This window comes from Allotabrizicola aquatica (SeqCode), assembly GCF_965194375.1.
Classification (GTDB): domain Bacteria; phylum Pseudomonadota; class Alphaproteobacteria; order Rhodobacterales; family Rhodobacteraceae; genus Tabrizicola_A; species Tabrizicola_A aquatica.
Genome location: NZ_CBDAEL010000004.1, coordinates 237,620 through 252,433, shown reverse-complemented (window position 1 = coordinate 252,433; position 14,814 = coordinate 237,620). Strand labels below are relative to the sequence as shown.

At 62.4% G+C, this 14,814-nt stretch carries 16 protein-coding genes; 6 read left to right on the top strand and 10 right to left on the bottom strand.

Features of this window, described 5'->3' with window-relative positions; translation table 11 throughout:
• Position 1: 1 nt before the first annotated feature.
• Positions 2-598 (bottom strand): hypothetical protein, encoded by a 597-nt coding sequence (locus AC72UB_RS08235; protein WP_505189324.1) that lies wholly within the window; start codon positions 596-598, stop codon positions 2-4.
• Between the two features lie 233 nt (positions 599-831).
• Between AC72UB_RS08235 and recA the strand changes: the two genes are divergently transcribed.
• From recA to AC72UB_RS08215, 4 genes are all read left to right on the top strand, one after another.
• Positions 832-1,896: a recombinase RecA gene (recA, locus tag AC72UB_RS08230; RefSeq protein ID WP_505189362.1), complete on the top strand. Its 1,065-nt coding sequence runs from the start codon at positions 832-834 to the stop codon at positions 1,894-1,896.
• Between the two features lie 130 nt (positions 1,897-2,026).
• The gene (gene alaS / locus AC72UB_RS08225) at positions 2,027-4,681 is read left to right on the top strand and encodes an alanine--tRNA ligase (RefSeq protein WP_505189323.1); all 2,655 of its coding nucleotides are present in this window, start codon (positions 2,027-2,029) and stop codon (positions 4,679-4,681) included.
• Between the two features lies 1 nt (position 4,682).
• Positions 4,683-4,973: a DUF1330 domain-containing protein gene (locus AC72UB_RS08220; protein ID WP_463288544.1), complete on the top strand. Its 291-nt coding sequence runs from the start codon at positions 4,683-4,685 to the stop codon at positions 4,971-4,973.
• A gap of 100 nt (positions 4,974-5,073) precedes the next feature.
• Positions 5,074-5,868, top strand: coding sequence for a class II glutamine amidotransferase (locus AC72UB_RS08215; RefSeq protein WP_505189322.1), 795 nt, complete (start codon positions 5,074-5,076; stop codon positions 5,866-5,868).
• A gap of 71 nt (positions 5,869-5,939) precedes the next feature.
• Here the strand turns inward: AC72UB_RS08215 and typA are convergent, their stop codons facing one another.
• The 3 genes from typA to AC72UB_RS08200 all read right to left on the bottom strand — a co-directional run bounded on the left by typA (position 5,940) and on the right by AC72UB_RS08200 (position 9,218).
• On the bottom strand, positions 5,940-7,757 hold the full coding sequence (gene typA / locus AC72UB_RS08210) for a translational GTPase TypA (RefSeq protein WP_463288542.1): 1,818 nt from the start codon (positions 7,755-7,757) through the stop codon (positions 5,940-5,942).
• Positions 7,758-7,873: 116 nt separating this feature from the next.
• The gene (locus tag AC72UB_RS08205; RefSeq protein ID WP_505189321.1) at positions 7,874-8,431 is read right to left on the bottom strand and encodes a LysE family transporter; all 558 of its coding nucleotides are present in this window, start codon (positions 8,429-8,431) and stop codon (positions 7,874-7,876) included.
• A gap of 112 nt (positions 8,432-8,543) precedes the next feature.
• Positions 8,544-9,218 (bottom strand): MIP family channel protein, encoded by a 675-nt coding sequence (locus tag AC72UB_RS08200; RefSeq protein WP_505189320.1) that lies wholly within the window; start codon positions 9,216-9,218, stop codon positions 8,544-8,546.
• A gap of 159 nt (positions 9,219-9,377) precedes the next feature.
• On the opposite strand from AC72UB_RS08200, the gene lipA reads away from it, so the two are divergent.
• Positions 9,378-10,328 carry a lipoyl synthase gene (gene lipA / locus AC72UB_RS08195; RefSeq protein WP_505189319.1) on the top strand — a complete coding sequence of 317 codons (951 nt, stop codon included), beginning with the start codon at positions 9,378-9,380 and terminating at the stop codon, positions 10,326-10,328.
• Between the two features lie 68 nt (positions 10,329-10,396).
• Here lipA and AC72UB_RS08190 read toward each other — a convergent pair whose 3' ends face one another.
• From AC72UB_RS08190 to hpt, 3 genes are all read right to left on the bottom strand, one after another.
• On the bottom strand, positions 10,397-11,290 hold the full coding sequence (locus AC72UB_RS08190; protein WP_505189318.1) for a c-type cytochrome: 894 nt from the start codon (positions 11,288-11,290) through the stop codon (positions 10,397-10,399).
• 97 nt (positions 11,291-11,387) lie between these two features.
• Entirely contained in the window at positions 11,388-11,525 is a 138-nt protein-coding gene (locus AC72UB_RS08185; RefSeq protein ID WP_505189317.1) for a hypothetical protein, read from the bottom strand.
• A gap of 18 nt (positions 11,526-11,543) precedes the next feature.
• On the bottom strand, positions 11,544-12,089 hold the full coding sequence (gene hpt, locus AC72UB_RS08180; protein WP_463288536.1) for a hypoxanthine phosphoribosyltransferase: 546 nt from the start codon (positions 12,087-12,089) through the stop codon (positions 11,544-11,546).
• A 90-nt stretch (positions 12,090-12,179) separates the two neighbouring features.
• Between hpt and AC72UB_RS08175 the strand changes: the two genes are divergently transcribed.
• Positions 12,180-12,626: a type II toxin-antitoxin system RatA family toxin gene (locus AC72UB_RS08175; RefSeq protein ID WP_463288535.1), complete on the top strand. Its 447-nt coding sequence runs from the start codon at positions 12,180-12,182 to the stop codon at positions 12,624-12,626.
• Between the two features lie 3 nt (positions 12,627-12,629).
• Here AC72UB_RS08175 and AC72UB_RS08170 read toward each other — a convergent pair whose 3' ends face one another.
• From AC72UB_RS08170 to AC72UB_RS08160, 3 genes are read right to left on the bottom strand one after another with little or no spacing between them, the layout of a single operon-like run.
• Positions 12,630-13,100 (bottom strand): CinA family protein, encoded by a 471-nt coding sequence (locus tag AC72UB_RS08170; RefSeq protein ID WP_505189361.1) that lies wholly within the window; start codon positions 13,098-13,100, stop codon positions 12,630-12,632.
• Entirely contained in the window at positions 13,097-13,606 is a 510-nt protein-coding gene (locus tag AC72UB_RS08165) for a phosphatidylglycerophosphatase A family protein (RefSeq protein ID WP_505189316.1), read from the bottom strand. Before AC72UB_RS08165 ends, AC72UB_RS08170 begins: the two co-directional genes overlap by 4 nt.
• Positions 13,603-14,739, bottom strand: a complete 1,137-nt coding sequence (locus AC72UB_RS08160; RefSeq protein ID WP_505189315.1) for a bifunctional 2-C-methyl-D-erythritol 4-phosphate cytidylyltransferase/2-C-methyl-D-erythritol 2,4-cyclodiphosphate synthase — start codon at positions 14,737-14,739, stop codon at positions 13,603-13,605. The genes AC72UB_RS08165 and AC72UB_RS08160 overlap by 4 nt, the downstream gene beginning before the upstream one ends.
• Positions 14,740-14,814: the final 75 nt, after the last annotated feature.

Here is a 14,814-nt window from a genome sequence, read left to right as displayed (position 1 = left end):
GTCACGCCCGCGCCAGCCCTTCATACAAAGCGAAATCTGCCGCGCAAACCTCGCGCAGTCGCGCCTCGAGTGGGGCAGAGAGGTTGGTATTGCCCAAGGGCGACACATTCAGCCGTGGTAAGATGATCTCGCAGCCGAGCCGATCTTCCAGAAACTCGAGGAAACCGCTTAAGTCCTCATAGCGGAACAGACGATCCACCCGCGCGGGCCCGGTTCCTCCCAGAAATTCGGCCTGCGAGCCGACATCGGCGTAGCTCGGACGGGGGCCGGGGGCGCAATAGGCGTGCACGAAGTCATCAAAACTTATTCCACGTGTTGATCGGTCCTGCTCCACATCGTCGCGCTGGCCGTCGCGATACCAGCTGCCCAACCAGTCCTTGGGATCGCGCATCAGGGCTGCCACCTCAAACTCGGCCCCGGCGGCCTGTGACAGATAGGGCTTCCAAAAGGTCGCGAATCGGTAGGCATCGGTGTGCTTGAGCGCGCGGGGCCGCTGGATCACCACAGCTGCCAGCCCGCCCAAGGCCGACTCAATCGCAGTTGATGCGGTTTTCGGCGTCGCCAGAATCGCCAGTCTTTCCTGCCAGAACACCATCATGGCGTCAGATCTTTCCCCGTTAAACCAAGCTAAACTGTCCGCAGCGCAAGAATTCCACCTCAAATACCCCCAAGCGGGCGGGCGCTAACTATTCCTTAATCATGCTGAGTAAAAGCTGGCAGGAAGAATTCGATTGAAATGTTCTTGTTTTGTATTCATATATCGAAAACAAAGCGGGAACATCCGGGCAATTGCCGCCGACGTGCGGTCATGTGATAAGGAGAACGGCAATGGTGGCGGTGGCGAACCTCCTCGAGTTGAACGGGAAGCAGGGCATGGACAAGGCAAAGGCGCTGGAAAGCGCGCTGGCACAGATCGAGCGGCAGTTTGGCAAAGGCTCGATCATGAAGCTGGGGCAGGACAACGCGGTGATGGACATCGAGGCGACCTCAACCGGGTCGCTCGGTCTGGATATCGCCTTGGGCATCGGCGGTCTGCCGCAGGGCCGGATCGTTGAGATCTACGGCCCCGAAAGCTCGGGCAAGACCACGCTGACGCTGCATGTGGTGGCCGAAAGCCAGAAAAAGGGCGGGGTCTGCGCCTTTGTCGACGCCGAACACGCGCTGGATCCGCAATATGCCAAGAAACTTGGCGTCAATCTGGATGAGCTGTTGATCAGCCAGCCCGATACCGGCGAACAGGCGCTGGAGATTGTCGACACGCTGGTGCGCTCGGGCGCGGTCAATCTGATCGTCGTCGATTCCGTGGCGGCCTTGGTGCCGAAATCGGAAATCGAAGGCGATATGGGCGACATGCAGATGGGCAGCCAGGCCCGCCTGATGAGCCAGGCGATGCGCAAGCTGACCGCCTCGATCGGGCGGTCGAACTGCATGGTGATCTTCATCAACCAGATCCGGATGAAGATTGGCGTGATGTTCGGCAGTCCCGAAACCACCACGGGTGGCAATGCGTTGAAGTTCTACGCCTCGGTCCGCCTTGATATCCGCCGCACGGGCGCGATCAAGGACCGCGACGAGGTGGTGGGCAATGCAACCCGCGTCAAAGTCGTGAAGAACAAAGTCTCGCCGCCCTTCAAAGAGGTGGAATTCGACATCATGTATGGCGAAGGCATCTCGAAAGTGGGTGAGTTGGTCGACATTGGCGTCAAGGCGGGAGTCGTGGAAAAGTCGGGCAGCTGGTATTCCTACAAGGATGAGCGCATCGGTCAGGGCCGCGAAAACGCCAAGATGTTCCTCAAGCAAAACCCCGGCGTCGCCTCTGAGATCGAGGACAAGATCCGTGCCGCCAATGGTCTGGATTTCACCATGGCCGACAAGGACGATGTTCTGGACGATTGATCCCAGAATTTGACCAAGGAATCAAAGGCCAGAGCACAGCTCTGGCCTTTGTGTTTCCTGCACAAAGCCCGTGGACAGGGCGGACAGGCGGGGCTAAACGGGTGCGAAACCGCATCCCGAAGGGGTTCCCATGGCGTCCTTGAACGACATCCGCTCGACTTTCACTGATTTCTTCGTCCGCAACGGGCACCGGCATGTGGACTCCAGCCCGCTTGTGCCGCGGAATGACCCGACGCTGATGTTCACCAACTCGGGCATGGTGCAGTTTAAGAACTGTTTCACCGGCGTGGAAACCCGCGATTACAAGCGCGCCACAACCGCCCAGAAATGCGTGCGCGCGGGCGGCAAGCACAATGATCTTGACAATGTCGGCTACACCGCGCGCCACCATACCTTCTTTGAAATGCTGGGGAATTTCTCGTTCGGCGACTATTTCAAGGAGCAGGCGATTTCGTTTGCGTGGGAGCTTTTGACCAAGGATTTCGGCCTGCCGAAAGACAAGCTGACCGTCACCGTCTATCACACCGACGATGAGGCTGCGGGTTATTGGCGCAAAATCGCGGGCCTGCCGGAAGAGCGGATCATCCGCATCGCGTCGGATGACAACTTCTGGCGCATGGGGCCGACCGGCCCCTGCGGCCCCTGCACCGAGATTTTCTATGACCATGGTCCCAGCATCTGGGGCGGCCCGCCCGGCAGCGCCGAGCAGGACGGTGATCGGTTCATCGAGATCTGGAACAACGTCTTCATGCAGAATGAGCAGTTTGCCGATGGGCGTCTGGTCCCCTTGGAGATGCAGTCGATCGACACCGGCATGGGGCTGGAGCGGATTGGCGCGCTGTTGCAGGGCAAGCACGACAACTATGACACCGATCTGATGCGCAGCCTGATCGAGGCTTCGGCGCATGCGACGAACTCCGACCCCGATGGCAAGGGCAAGACCAGCCACCGGGTGATTGCTGACCATTTGCGCTCGGTCTCTTTCCTGATCGCAGATGGTGTCACGCCGTCGAACGAGGGCCGCGGCTATGTGCTGCGCCGCATCATGCGCCGCGCCATGCGGCACGCGCATATGCTGGGCGCGCAAGATCCGGTGATGTTCCGTCTGGTGCCTGCGCTGGTGCGGCAGATGGGGGCGGCCTATCCGGAACTGACCCGCGCCCAAAGCCTGATCGAAGAAACGCTGCGGCTGGAGGAAACCCGGTTCAAGACCACGCTCGACCGTGGCCTGCGGCTGTTGAATGACGAGTTGGACCGTCTGCCCGACGGGGCCGATCTGCCGGGGCCGGTGGCATTCAAGCTCTATGACACCTACGGCTTCCCCTTGGACCTGACGCAGGACGTGTTGCGCGAAAAGGCCCGCGCGGTGGATGTGCAGGGCTTTGACGCCGCGATGGAAGAGCAAAAGACCAAAGCGCGCGCCGCTTGGTCGGGGGCGGGCGGCACGGCGGATGCTGCCATCTGGTTCGGCTTGGCCGAGACCCATGGCACCACCGAGTTCTTGGGCTATGAGTTGGAGGCGGCCGAGGGTCAGATCAACGCGCTGGTGCGTGATGGGGCTGAAATCGGGTCTGCTGAAACTGGGACATCTGTGCAAATCGTGGTGAACCAAACGCCGTTCTACGCCGAAAGCGGCGGGCAGGTGGGGGATCAGGGTTTCATCCGCACCCAGACCGGCGTGGCCGAAGTGACCGACACCCGCAAGACGGCGGGCGTGTTCATTCACGTCGCCACGGTGACTGAAGGCACCATCGTGCGTGGCCAACCGGCCAAGCTTGAGGTGTCGCACAGCCGCCGCGCGCAGATTCGCGCCAACCATTCGGCGACCCACCTTCTGCACGAGGCGCTGCGCCGTGCGCTCGGTGATCATGTGGCGCAAAAGGGCAGCTTGAACGCGCCGGACCGGCTGCGCTTTGACTTCAGCCATTCCACCGGAATGACTGCGGCGGAACTGGCGCAGGTTGAGGCCGAGGTGAACGCCTTCATCCGGCAGAACAGCCCCGTCGACACCCGCATCATGACCCCCGACGATGCCCGCGCCTTGGGCGCGCAGGCGCTCTTTGGTGAGAAATACGGCGAGGAAGTGCGCGTCGTCTCAATGGGCGTGCAGGACGGCTCGGGCAAGGGCGCGGACGGCAACACCTATTCGCTGGAACTGTGCGGCGGCACCCATGTGGCGCGCACGGGTGACATTGGCGCCTTTGTCGCCCTTGGCGACAGCGCTTCATCCGCCGGTGTCCGCCGGTTCGAGGCACTGACGGGGCAGGCGGCGGTGGATCACCTCAAAGCGCAAGAGGCCAAGCTTCTTGAGGCAGCGGCGGTGCTGAAAGCCGCACCTGCCGAGATCGTGGAGCGGTTGAAGGCGCTGGTCGAAGAGCGCAAGGCGCTACAGACCGAGGTTGCCAACCTGCGCCGTGATCTGGCGATGGGCGGCAAGTCTGGTGGGCCAGAGGCCAAAGAGATCAATGGCATAAAGCTGATTGCTCAGGTCATGACGGGTGTGTCGGGCAAGGATCTTCCCAGCCTGATCGATGAGATGAAGGCCCGTATTGGTTCGGGTGCGGTGGTGTTGATTGCGGACACTGGGGCGAAGCCAGCGGTGGCTGCTGGGGTGACGGCCGACCTGACCGATCGGATTTCGGCGGTGACGCTTGCCAAGGCGGCGGTCGAAGCCTTGGGCGGCAAGGGGGGCGGTGGCCGTCCGGATATGGCGCAGGGCGGCGGGGCGGATATCGCCTTGGCCGATGCTGCGCTGAAGGCGGTCGAAGCCGCATTGGAGGCCTAAGATGCCAACCGCACTCTGGATTGCCCATGTGCAAGTGACCGACGCCGAAGCCTACGGCAAATATGCCGCCCTTGCGGGCCCCGCGATTGCCGCCCATGGCGGCTACTTCCTCGCCCGCGCGGGCCGATATGTGCAGCTTGAAGGCAATGACCGCCCGCGCAACGTGGTCGCGCGCTTTCCCAGCCTTGAAAAGGCGGTGGAGTGCTATCACTCCGACGCATATCAGGCCGCGCTGTCGCATGCCCGCGGGGCTGCGGTGCGCGATCTGATGGTGGTGGAAGAGGCGGAATGAACAATTTGCGCGGATTTTCCCCGCGCAAGGCCCCAGTTTCGTGGTAGTGTAAAAGAAAACACCATGAGGCAGGCATGTTTCGTTTCAAAGGGCAGCACTGATGTGCCGCTGGGCCGCATATGCGGGCGCGCCGATTTTCCTTGAGGAAATCATCAGCCGACCTGGCCATTCGCTCATTCACCAAAGCCATTGCGCCACGCAATGTCATTCGGCGATCAATGCCGATGGCTTTGGCGTCGCGTGGTATGCCGACCGGCCCGAACCGGGCCTGTACCGCGATGTGATGCCTGCATGGTCTGACCCAAACCTGCGCAGCCTGACCGCGCAGGTGCGCTCGGGCCTGTTCATGGCCCATGTGCGCGCCTCGACCGGCACGGCCACCAGCCGCAACAACTGCCACCCCTTTGTGCACGGGCAGTGGAGTTTCATGCACAACGGGCAGGTCGGCGGCTATGACCAGTTCCGCCGCGATGCTGATATGATGATCCCTGACGGGCTCTATGGCGCGCGCAAGGGGGCGACGGATTCCGAGGCGATTTTCTTGGTCGCCATCGCCGAAGGTCTGGACGGCGATCCGCGCGGCGCTTTGGAACGCGCCTCGGCCCGCTTCATTGCGCTGGCCCGCGCCAAGGGCGCCTTGCCGCATCTGCGGCTGACGGCGGCGCTGTCAGATGGTCACCGGCTTTATGCGGTGCGCTATGCGACCGACGATCACGCGCCGTCGCTTTGCTATCGCTGGTCAGCCACGCGCGGCGGTATGGCCGTGGTGTCCGAACCCTTGGAGGCGGAAGAGGGCGGCTGGCATGAGGTGCCCGCGTCCAGTTTCTGCACCTTTGACGGGGCAGATGAGAAGATGGAAGAGTTCCTGCCCTGCCGCCTGGCTTCCGCTCCCTAAGCTGCGGGGCGCGCGCGCCCACCGCATGGAACATTAAAAAACCGCCCCAAGGGGCGGTTTTTATTTGGTAATCAGTCTTTGTTTCGATTGCGTTTACGCTCGTTTGAATCAAGGAAGCGCTTTCGCATCCGCACCGATTTTGGCGTCACTTCGACCAGTTCATCATCGTCGATATAGGCGATGCACTGTTCCAAGGACATTTTGACCGGGGTGGTCAGGCGCACCGCTTCGTCGGTGCCAGAGGCGCGGACGTTGGTCAGTTGCTTGCCCTTCAGCGCGTTGATCTCAAGGTCATTGTCGCGGTTGTGCTCACCCAAGATCATGCCGGCATAGATGGGTTCCTGCACGCCAATGAAGAAGTGGCCACGATCTTCCAGTTTCCACATCGCATAGGCGACCGAAATCCCGGTTTCGATGGAAATCAGCACGCCCTGACGACGCCCTTCGATCGGGCCCTTGTGCGGGGCCCAGTCATGGAACACACGGTTCAAAACGCCGGTGCCGCGGGTGTCAGTCATGAACTGACCGTGATAGCCGATCAAGCCACGCGACGGCACATGGGCAATGATGCGGGTCTTGCCGGCACCTGCCGGTTTCATTTCCACCAGATCGCCCTTGCGCGGCCCGGTCAGTTTTTCGATCACGGGACCGGTATATTCGTCATCGACGTCGATCGTGACTTCTTCGATCGGCTCGCATTTGACGCCGTCAACATCGCGGAACAGCACGCGCGGGCGGCTGATCGACAGCTCAAACCCTTCGCGACGCATGTTTTCGATCAGAACGCCCATCTGCAATTCGCCACGGCCCGCCACTTCAAAGGCATCACCGGATTCGGTGTCAGACACTTTGATGGCGACGTTGATTTCGGCCTCTTTCATCAGGCGTTCGCGGATCACGCGCGACTGCACCTTAGAGCCCTCTTTGCCAGCGAGCGGCGAATCGTTGATCCCGAAGGTTACCGAAATTGTCGGCGGATCAATGGGTTGCGCGGGCAGCGCCGTGTCGATTTCCAAAGCGCACAGCGTGTCGGCCACCGTGGCCTTGGACATGCCTGCGAGGGTCACGATGTCACCGGCTTCGGCCGCATCAATCGGCGTTTGGGTCAGGCCGCGGAAGGCCAAAACCTTGGAGACGCGGAACTGTTCGATCCGCTCGCCGTCGCGGGTGATGGCCTTGATGGTTTCGCCGGCGCGCAGGGTGCCTGCCTCGACCCGGCCGGTCAGGATGCGCCCGATGAACGGGTCGGCCGACAGGGTGGTGGCCAGCATCTGGAACGGCTCATGGCGGCGCGCGATTTGCGCAGGCGCCGGCACGTGGCGCATCACCAGATCGAACAGGGCATTCAGGTCCTTGCGCGGACCGTCCAGTTCAGCATCGGCCCAGCCAGAACGACCCGAGGCATAAAGATGCGGGAAGTCGAGCTGTTCGTCCGTTGCACCAAGGTTGGCGAACAGGTCGAACACTTCGTTCAGCGCGCGCGCGGGTTCGGCGTCGGGCTTGTCGACCTTGTTCAGAACCACAATCGGACGAAGGCCCAAGGCAAGCGCCTTGGATGTCACGAATTTGGTTTGCGGCATCGGGCCTTCGGCGGCGTCCACCAAGAGCACAACGCCATCGACCATCGACAAGATGCGCTCCACCTCACCGCCAAAGTCGGCGTGGCCGGGGGTGTCGACGATGTTGATCCGCGCGCCTTGCCACTCCAGCGAGGTGCATTTGGCCAAAATCGTGATGCCACGTTCACGCTCGATGTCATTGCTGTCCATGGCGCGTTCGGAAACCGCCTGATTGTCGCGGAAGGATCCGGACTGTTTCAGCAGTTCGTCCACCAAGGTGGTTTTGCCATGGTCGACGTGCGCGATGATGGCGATGTTGCGAAGCTCCATCGGGAGGGGTCTCTTTCTTTGTCAGCTTTGGCGCGGGCCTTACAGGAGGCAGGGCAGAAAGGCCAGAGGAACCTTGTCTGGGCTGAAATCTGGAGAGTTAGGTGGTGCACAGCGCCTTAGGCTGTCAGCACACGGCCCAGGAGAAGGGCGGCCAGCATACCCAGCCAGACCGCGCCGCCCCGATTGACCAGCGGCTGAAACCGCCCCGCAAGCTGCGCCCCAAGCCAAAGCCATGCCAGGGACACGACAATCACCAGCCCGGCAAAGAGCCATAGGCCAGCCACTAGATCAGGGCCCGCCGGGATCAGGACCAAGCCAAAGACCAGCGCCTTGGGATTGAGAAGCGTCGTCACAGCCACCTGCAGCGCCGTCACCCCCGCCGCGCCTTGTGCGTCAGCTTGCGTCGCATGCCGCCACAGTCTGACCGCCAGCACCGCCACCCAAACGGCGGCAACCAGCGTCAAGATCAGGCGCAGCATGGGCGTCGCGTCCAGCCAGTGCTGCCCCCAGATCGACAGCGGAACGACGGTTGCCAGATATGCGGCAAGTTCCACGAGCGGCAACATCAGCGGGCGGCGCACGCGCTGCGCGCCCGCAAGCGCCAAAAGCGTGTTGGTTGGGCCGGGGGTGGCCAACAGGGCCAGAAGGGCGAAGGCAAGCTCGATCAAGGTCATGGGCCGCTTATGGCGAAAGGTGCGCCACGCTTCTGTGACATAGATCAACCGAATAGGAAAAGGGGCGCCGAGGTGTCCCCCGCGCCCCCGAGATAGGCTTTGTCCCGACCGATCAGTCGGCGCGGGCGATCCCGGCTTTGTAGAGCGCTCCGGCCAGCAGCCCCCCCACCAGCGGGGCGACGATAAAGACCCACAGCTGCGTCAGGGCCGATCCGCCCGAGAACAGCGCCGGACCAATCGAGCGGGCCGGGTTGACCGAGACGCCGGTGACATTGATGCCGACAAGGTGAATAGCCGCCAGCGTCAGGCCGATGGCCAGCCCGGCAAAACCGAGCGCGGAACCACTGCCCGTTGCGCCAAGGATCACGGTGACAAAGAGGAAGGTCATCACGGCCTCAAACACCAAGGCTGCGGTCAGCGAATACTCACCCAGATAGCCCGCGCCATAGCCGTTGGCCCCAAGGCCGCCGGTCCAGCCCGCGCTGCCCGAAGCGATCAGATACAGCACGCCTGCGCCAAGGATGGCGCCGATGATCTGCGCGATGGAATAGCTGATGGCGTCGCTGATCGTCATGCGGCCTGCCGCCACCATGCCAAAGGACACCGCCGGATTAAGATGCGCCCCAGAGATCGCGCCAAGCCCATAGGCCGCAGCCACGATCGCAAGGCCAAATGCCAGCGAGATGCCGGTAAACCCGATGGCACCGCCACCGATGACGGCTGCACCGCAGCCAAAGAAGACCAGAATAAAGGTGCCGATGACTTCGGCTGTCAGTTTCTTGGACATAGTCCCTCCTGTTACCATTCAAGCGGGCAGCCCTTGTGTTTGGCCTTGCCCGACGATCGCAGGCCAAGAACCCCGGACGCCGCGCTGCGGCCCAGCCGGTTGCCTTTGGCCTTGCGACAGACTATCTTTTGCCTTGTCTGTCGTTAGGGGGAAATTCCGTTGCGCGATCTCAAGTTGCCCAATCAGCGCCACCCCGAGAAGGCGCATCGCCCCGATCAGGAGCAGCCGAAAAAGCCGTCTTGGATCCGCGTCAAGGCCCCCACCTCCGAGGGTTACAAGCAAACGCGTGATATTCTAAAGTCGAAGAAACTGGTCACGGTCTGCGAAGAGGCGGGCTGCCCCAATGTCGGCGAATGCTGGAGCCAGGGCCACGCCACCATGATGATCATGGGCGAGATCTGCACGCGCGGCTGCACCTTTTGCAACGTCGCCACTGGCAAGCCGCAGGCGCTGGACGCGTTTGAGCCGGGCAAGGTGGCCCATGCGGTCAGCGAGCTGGGTCTGAAACATGTGGTCATCACCTCGGTGGACCGCGACGATTTGGACGATGGCGGGGCCGAACACTTCGCCCAGACCATCCGCGCCATCCGTCACCGCGCGCCGGGCACCACGATTGAAATCCTGACGCCCGATTTCCTGAAATGCCCGCCGAGTGCTTTGGAAAAGGTGGTCGAGGCGCGGCCGGATGTGTTCAACCACAATCTTGAAACCGTGCCGGGCCTCTATCTCGAAGTGCGCCCCGGTGCGCGTTATTTCCACTCGCTGCGCCTGCTGCAAAAGGTCAAAGAGCTGGATCCGACGATGTTCACCAAGTCGGGGATCATGGTAGGGCTTGGCGAAACCCGCGCGGGCGTCTTGCAGGTGATGGATGACATGCGCGCCGCGGATGTGGATTTCCTAACCATCGGCCAATACCTGCAACCAACCCCCAAGCATCACCGCATTGACCGGTTCGTCACCCCGGATGAGTTCAAAAGCTATGAAGAGGCTGCCTTTGGCAAAGGCTTCCTCATGGTGTCGGCCACGCCGCTGACGCGCTCAAGCTATCACGCGGGCGATGATTTCGCGCGGCTGCGCGCGGCGCGGCTGGAAAAGCTGGGGCGCGGGTAACGGGGTTTCGGCGAACCGCCGTTGGGTGGGGGGCGATTGGCCGTCTGATCTTTGATCGCGTCGCGCGCTCATTCAATCGCGGGCAGGGCCTTCAGATAGGCCACCACAGCGCGCACGTCCGCTTCGGGCAGTTGGGCCATATTGTCCACCACATGCGCCATATGGCCGCCAACGCTGTCATAGTCGGGTGTAAAGCCGGTGGTCAGATAGGTGTAGATCTCGCCCGCGCTCCAGTTCAGCTTGGCCGGCGTGATGTTGGGCACCCGGCCTTGCCCGTCGGGCGAAGGCGCGCCCGCCATCCATCGGCCTTGATCCAGCCCGCCCAGCATCGAGCGCGGCGTGTGGCATTCCGCACAATGCGCCAGCGCCTCGACGATATAGCGCCCGCGCTCCACCTCGGTGCTGGTAACCGTGGTCATGTGCCAGTCGCGGTTTTGAAACAACAGCTTCCAGCCGCCGATCAGGCGGCGGATGTTGAAGGGAAAGCCAACCTCATGCGGTTGCGAGGGTGTGGCGGCGGGCGGCAGGCTTTGCAGATAGGCCCAAAGATCGGTGACATCCTGCCCGGTCATCTTGCCATAGGCCGTGTAGGGCAGGGCGGGAAAGTAATGCTGGCCTTCTGGCGTGATCCCGTCGCGCAGGGCGGAGGCAAAGTGCTCCAGCGTCCAGCCACCGATGCCATGGGTCGGATCGGACGAGATGTTGGGCGCAACAAAGGTGCCGAACGCGGAGGGAAACCGCATACCACCCACCAGCACCAAAGCCTCTGCGCCCTTCGCCCCCGGCGCCATATGGCATGAGGCGCAGCCGGCGGCGGCAAAGACCAAGGCGCCGCGGGTGGCATCGGGGGTCAGCCCGTTTAGGTCGGCTTGAAGGGCGGGGCGGGGTTGGGTCGCCAAAAGAAAGATGGCGAAGCCCAAAAGCACGATGCCACATGCCAGCAATAGGGCGCGATGGGTCATTCAAAATCCTATGGCCAACCAAAATCTTCGGCGTTCTGTAGGATCATATACCACCCAGCGACAGAGTTAACCTGTTCTTTCTGTCGGGCCTGTCAGATCAGGGCATTGCGGGAAGGGTGAACGTCAAAGCCTCCGGCCAGCCCCAGATTATCTCAACGCCCCAAAACGCAAAGCACAGCGCCACCACCAGCGTAGCCCGCGCGGGCGAGGGCGCGTCACGCGCCCCCCTTGCCATACGCAAAAGCCCTGAGGGTCATTCCGGTTCGGTAAAGCGCACCTTGCCAATGTAGGGCAGGTTGCGATTACGCTGCGCGAAATCAATGCCGTACCCCACGACAAACTCATCGGGGATCTCAAAGCCCGTCCAAGTTGCCTTGATGTCCACCTCCCGGCGCGAGGGCTTGTCCAAGAGCGCACACACTTCCAACCGGCGCGGCTCACGGCTGAGAAGCAGGCGTTTGACATGGGTCAGGGTAAAGCCGGTGTCGACGATATCCTCGACCACCAGCACGTCTTGCCCGGCAATCTCACCGCGCAGGTCTTTCAGGATGCGGACTTCGCGGCTGGAATGCATGGCATCGCCGTAGGAGCTCGCCTCCAGAAAATCCACCTGCACCGGCAGGTCAATCTCGCGCACAAGGTCGGCGATGAAGACGAAAGACCCGCGCAACAGGCCCACCACAACCAGCTTGTCGCAGTCCTTGTAATGTGCGGTGATTTCGGCGGCCAGCGCCTCAACCCGGGCGGCAATCGCCTTGGCCGAGATCATCTGGTCGATCACATAGGGACGGTGTGGCATGGGGCCCTCTTGATTTGCCCCCCTTCCTAGACCAAAACCGCCAAAGAAGTCACCACCATGAACGCCAGAATTCTGTGAAGAAGGCCGCCAATGCCCCGTCATAGCGAAACCAAGGTCTTGCCCTACACGGCGGCGCAGATGTTTGATCTTGTGGCCGATGTGGCGCGCTATCCCGAGTTTCTGCCTTGGACCTCGGCGGCACGCATCCGTTCGACCCGGCCCGTTGATGGCGGCGAAGAGATGCTGGCCGATCTGGTGATCAGCTTTAAGGTCTTCCGCGAACGCTTTGGCAGCCGGGTGACGCTGTTGCGCGCGGATCAGCGCATTTTGACCGAATACATCGACGGCCCCTTCAAGCACCTGAAATCGGTCTGGCGTTTTGCCGATCGACCCGAGGGCGGGTGCGAAGTGGCTTTTGAGGTGGATTTCGAGTTCAAGAACGCGATTCTGGCGGGGATCATCGGCCTTGTGTTCAACGAGGCCATGGGCCGCGTGGTGCGCGCCTTTGAAGAGCGCGCGGCGCGGCTTTACGGCTGACCCTTAGGGCTGAAGCGCGCGGGCCAACAGGGCCAGCGCATGATCGCGGGCCGCCTGACGCACCGCATCCCGGCCCAAGGCCCCGAACTCTACCGTGTGGGTGACAATCCCGCGCCCGTCTTGCGCCAGCCCAAAGCAGACCCGGCCCTCTGGCTTATGTTCAGACCCGCCCGGTCCGGCGATCCCGGTGATCGACACGGCCAGTGAGGCATCGGCATGGGCCAAGGCCCCGCGCGCCATTTCATAGGCCACCGCTTCCGAGACTGCGCCGTGCTCCTCAAGGGTTTCCGGCTGTACCCCCAGCATTTCGACCTTGGCGGCGTTGGAATAGGTGACAAAGCCTCGGTCAAACACATCCGACGATCCCGGCACATCGGTCAGCGCAGCCGCCACCATGCCGCCAGTGCAGCTTTCAGCGGTCGCAATGCGCCAGCCCCAGACGCGGGCGGTTTGCAAAAGATCCGCGATGTTCAGCCGTTCAGCCATGGTTGCAGGGCCCCGTGGTAAATCCCGGCCAGAATAACCGAAGAAATCCCGGCGAACAGCCCTGCCCAAAGATCGTCCAGCATCACGCCCGCCGCATCGCCGCGCCGGTCGGCACGACCGACGAGCCACGGCTTCCAGATGTCGAAGAGGCGAAACAGCAGGAACGGCATCACCCATGCAGGCCAGGCGCCCAAAAACAGGCTGTCCACCCCATGGCGCCACAAGGGCAGGATGGTGAAGCTCAGTGCCAGAAGCTGGCCCGCCACTTCGTCGATCACAATCTCGGAGGGGTCTTGGTCCTGTTGCCCCGCAATGGCGCGCGGAACGGCCCAGAAGCCAAGCACCGTGGCAAGCACCGCGCCCAAAGGCACCAAAAGGGCCGCGTCCGCTTCATAGGCCAGAATTGCCAGCACCACGGCAGCCAATGATCCCCATGTGCCGGGGGCAGGGCGCAGATGGCCGATGCCGCCAAAGGTGACGATGGCGCCGATCATGGTTTCATCAAGGCGGCGGTGGCGATGGCGGCAATGCCCTCTTCGCGGCCCGTAAAGCCCAATTGCTCGGACGTGGTGGCTTTGACCGAGACCCGGCCAATCTCAACCCCCATGATCTCGGCCAAGGCGGCGCGCATGGCTTCTGCATGGGGGCCGATCTTGGGCCGCTCGCAGATCAGGGTCACGTCGCAATTGGCAATCGCGTAACCATGGCTGCGTGCAAGCTCGGCGGCATGGCGCAGGAAGATGTGGCTTGCTGCGCCTTTCCATTGCGGGTCAGACGGCGGGAAATGGCGGCCAATGTCGCCCATCGCCAGAGCGCCATAGATCGCATCGGTCAGCGCATGCATGCCCACATCGGCATCGGAGTGGCCCAAAAGCCCCTTGCCATGCGGCACCTTGACCCCACAAAGCCAGACATGATCGCCTTCGCAAAAAGCATGCACATCAAAGCCGTTCCCAAGCCGCAGATCCATGCCGCGCCCTTTCATGATTGCCGCCGCGCGATCAAAATCGCCGGGGAAGGTCAGTTTCAGATTGTTCTCGTCGCCCTCGACGATGGTGACGGCAAGCCCTGCGGCGCGCGCCACTTCCACATCATCCGCCGCCCCACCCGGATGGGCGCGGTGGGCGGCCAGAATGGCGTCATGGTGAAAACCTTGCGGCGTTTGCGCGCGGTAAAGCCCGGTGCGGTCACGGGTGCCGCTGACCAAGCCTTGCGTGCCGGTCCACAGCGCATCGGTCACAGCAAGGGCAGGGGCCGCAGCGGGTGAAGCTTCCAGCGCGCCGCGGACCCGGTTGATCACCGCCGCTGACACCAAGGGCCGCGCGCCGTCATGGATCAAGACATGGGCCACGCCGCGCCCTTCCAGCGCCAAAAGCGCGTTCATCACCGAGGCGTCGCGGGTGGCCCCGCCCTCGACAATCTGCGCGTCGCCGGCAATCGCCTCGGCCCGGGCGCGGTCATCGGGGTGAATCACCAAAACACGCGGCAGGCCGGCAAAGGCGGCCAGCGTATGGGCCAGAACAGGCTGGCCGTTCAGCATTTGCCATTGCTTCGGCAGATCGCCGCCCGCGCGGGTTCCGCGCCCGGCGGCGACGATGATGGCAACCGTATGATCCGAACTGTTCATGCATATCTGTTAGGCCATGGCGCAGAGCATGACAATCAGGCCCTTAAAATCGGCACAACTGCACAAAATTTGTGC

What these genes read in the sequence shown, in the direction of transcription:
- AC72UB_RS08160 (WP_505189315.1), bottom strand. Translation starts at nt 14,739, where the DNA reads ATGAACAGTTCGGATCATACGGTTGCCATCATCGTCGCCGCCGGGCGC.
- alaS (WP_505189323.1), top strand. Translation starts at nt 2,027, where the DNA reads ATGGCGTCCTTGAACGACATCCGCTCGACTTTCACTGATTTCTTCGTC.
- AC72UB_RS08200 (WP_505189320.1), bottom strand. Translation starts at nt 9,218, where the DNA reads ATGTCCAAGAAACTGACAGCCGAAGTCATCGGCACCTTTATTCTGGTC.
- AC72UB_RS08165 (WP_505189316.1), bottom strand. Translation starts at nt 13,606, where the DNA reads ATGATCGGCGCCATCGTCACCTTTGGCGGCATCGGCCATCTGCGCCCT.
- AC72UB_RS08185 (WP_505189317.1), bottom strand. Translation starts at nt 11,525, where the DNA reads ATGGCAAGGGGGGCGCGTGACGCGCCCTCGCCCGCGCGGGCTACGCTG.
- AC72UB_RS08215 (WP_505189322.1), top strand. Translation starts at nt 5,074, where the DNA reads ATGTGCCGCTGGGCCGCATATGCGGGCGCGCCGATTTTCCTTGAGGAA.
- AC72UB_RS08235 (WP_505189324.1), bottom strand. Translation starts at nt 598, where the DNA reads ATGATGGTGTTCTGGCAGGAAAGACTGGCGATTCTGGCGACGCCGAAA.
- hpt (WP_463288536.1), bottom strand. Translation starts at nt 12,089, where the DNA reads ATGCCACACCGTCCCTATGTGATCGACCAGATGATCTCGGCCAAGGCG.
- typA (WP_463288542.1), bottom strand. Translation starts at nt 7,757, where the DNA reads ATGGAGCTTCGCAACATCGCCATCATCGCGCACGTCGACCATGGCAAA.
- AC72UB_RS08205 (WP_505189321.1), bottom strand. Translation starts at nt 8,431, where the DNA reads ATGACCTTGATCGAGCTTGCCTTCGCCCTTCTGGCCCTGTTGGCCACC.
- AC72UB_RS08175 (WP_463288535.1), top strand. Translation starts at nt 12,180, where the DNA reads ATGCCCCGTCATAGCGAAACCAAGGTCTTGCCCTACACGGCGGCGCAG.
- AC72UB_RS08190 (WP_505189318.1), bottom strand. Translation starts at nt 11,290, where the DNA reads ATGACCCATCGCGCCCTATTGCTGGCATGTGGCATCGTGCTTTTGGGC.
- AC72UB_RS08220 (WP_463288544.1), top strand. Translation starts at nt 4,683, where the DNA reads ATGCCAACCGCACTCTGGATTGCCCATGTGCAAGTGACCGACGCCGAA.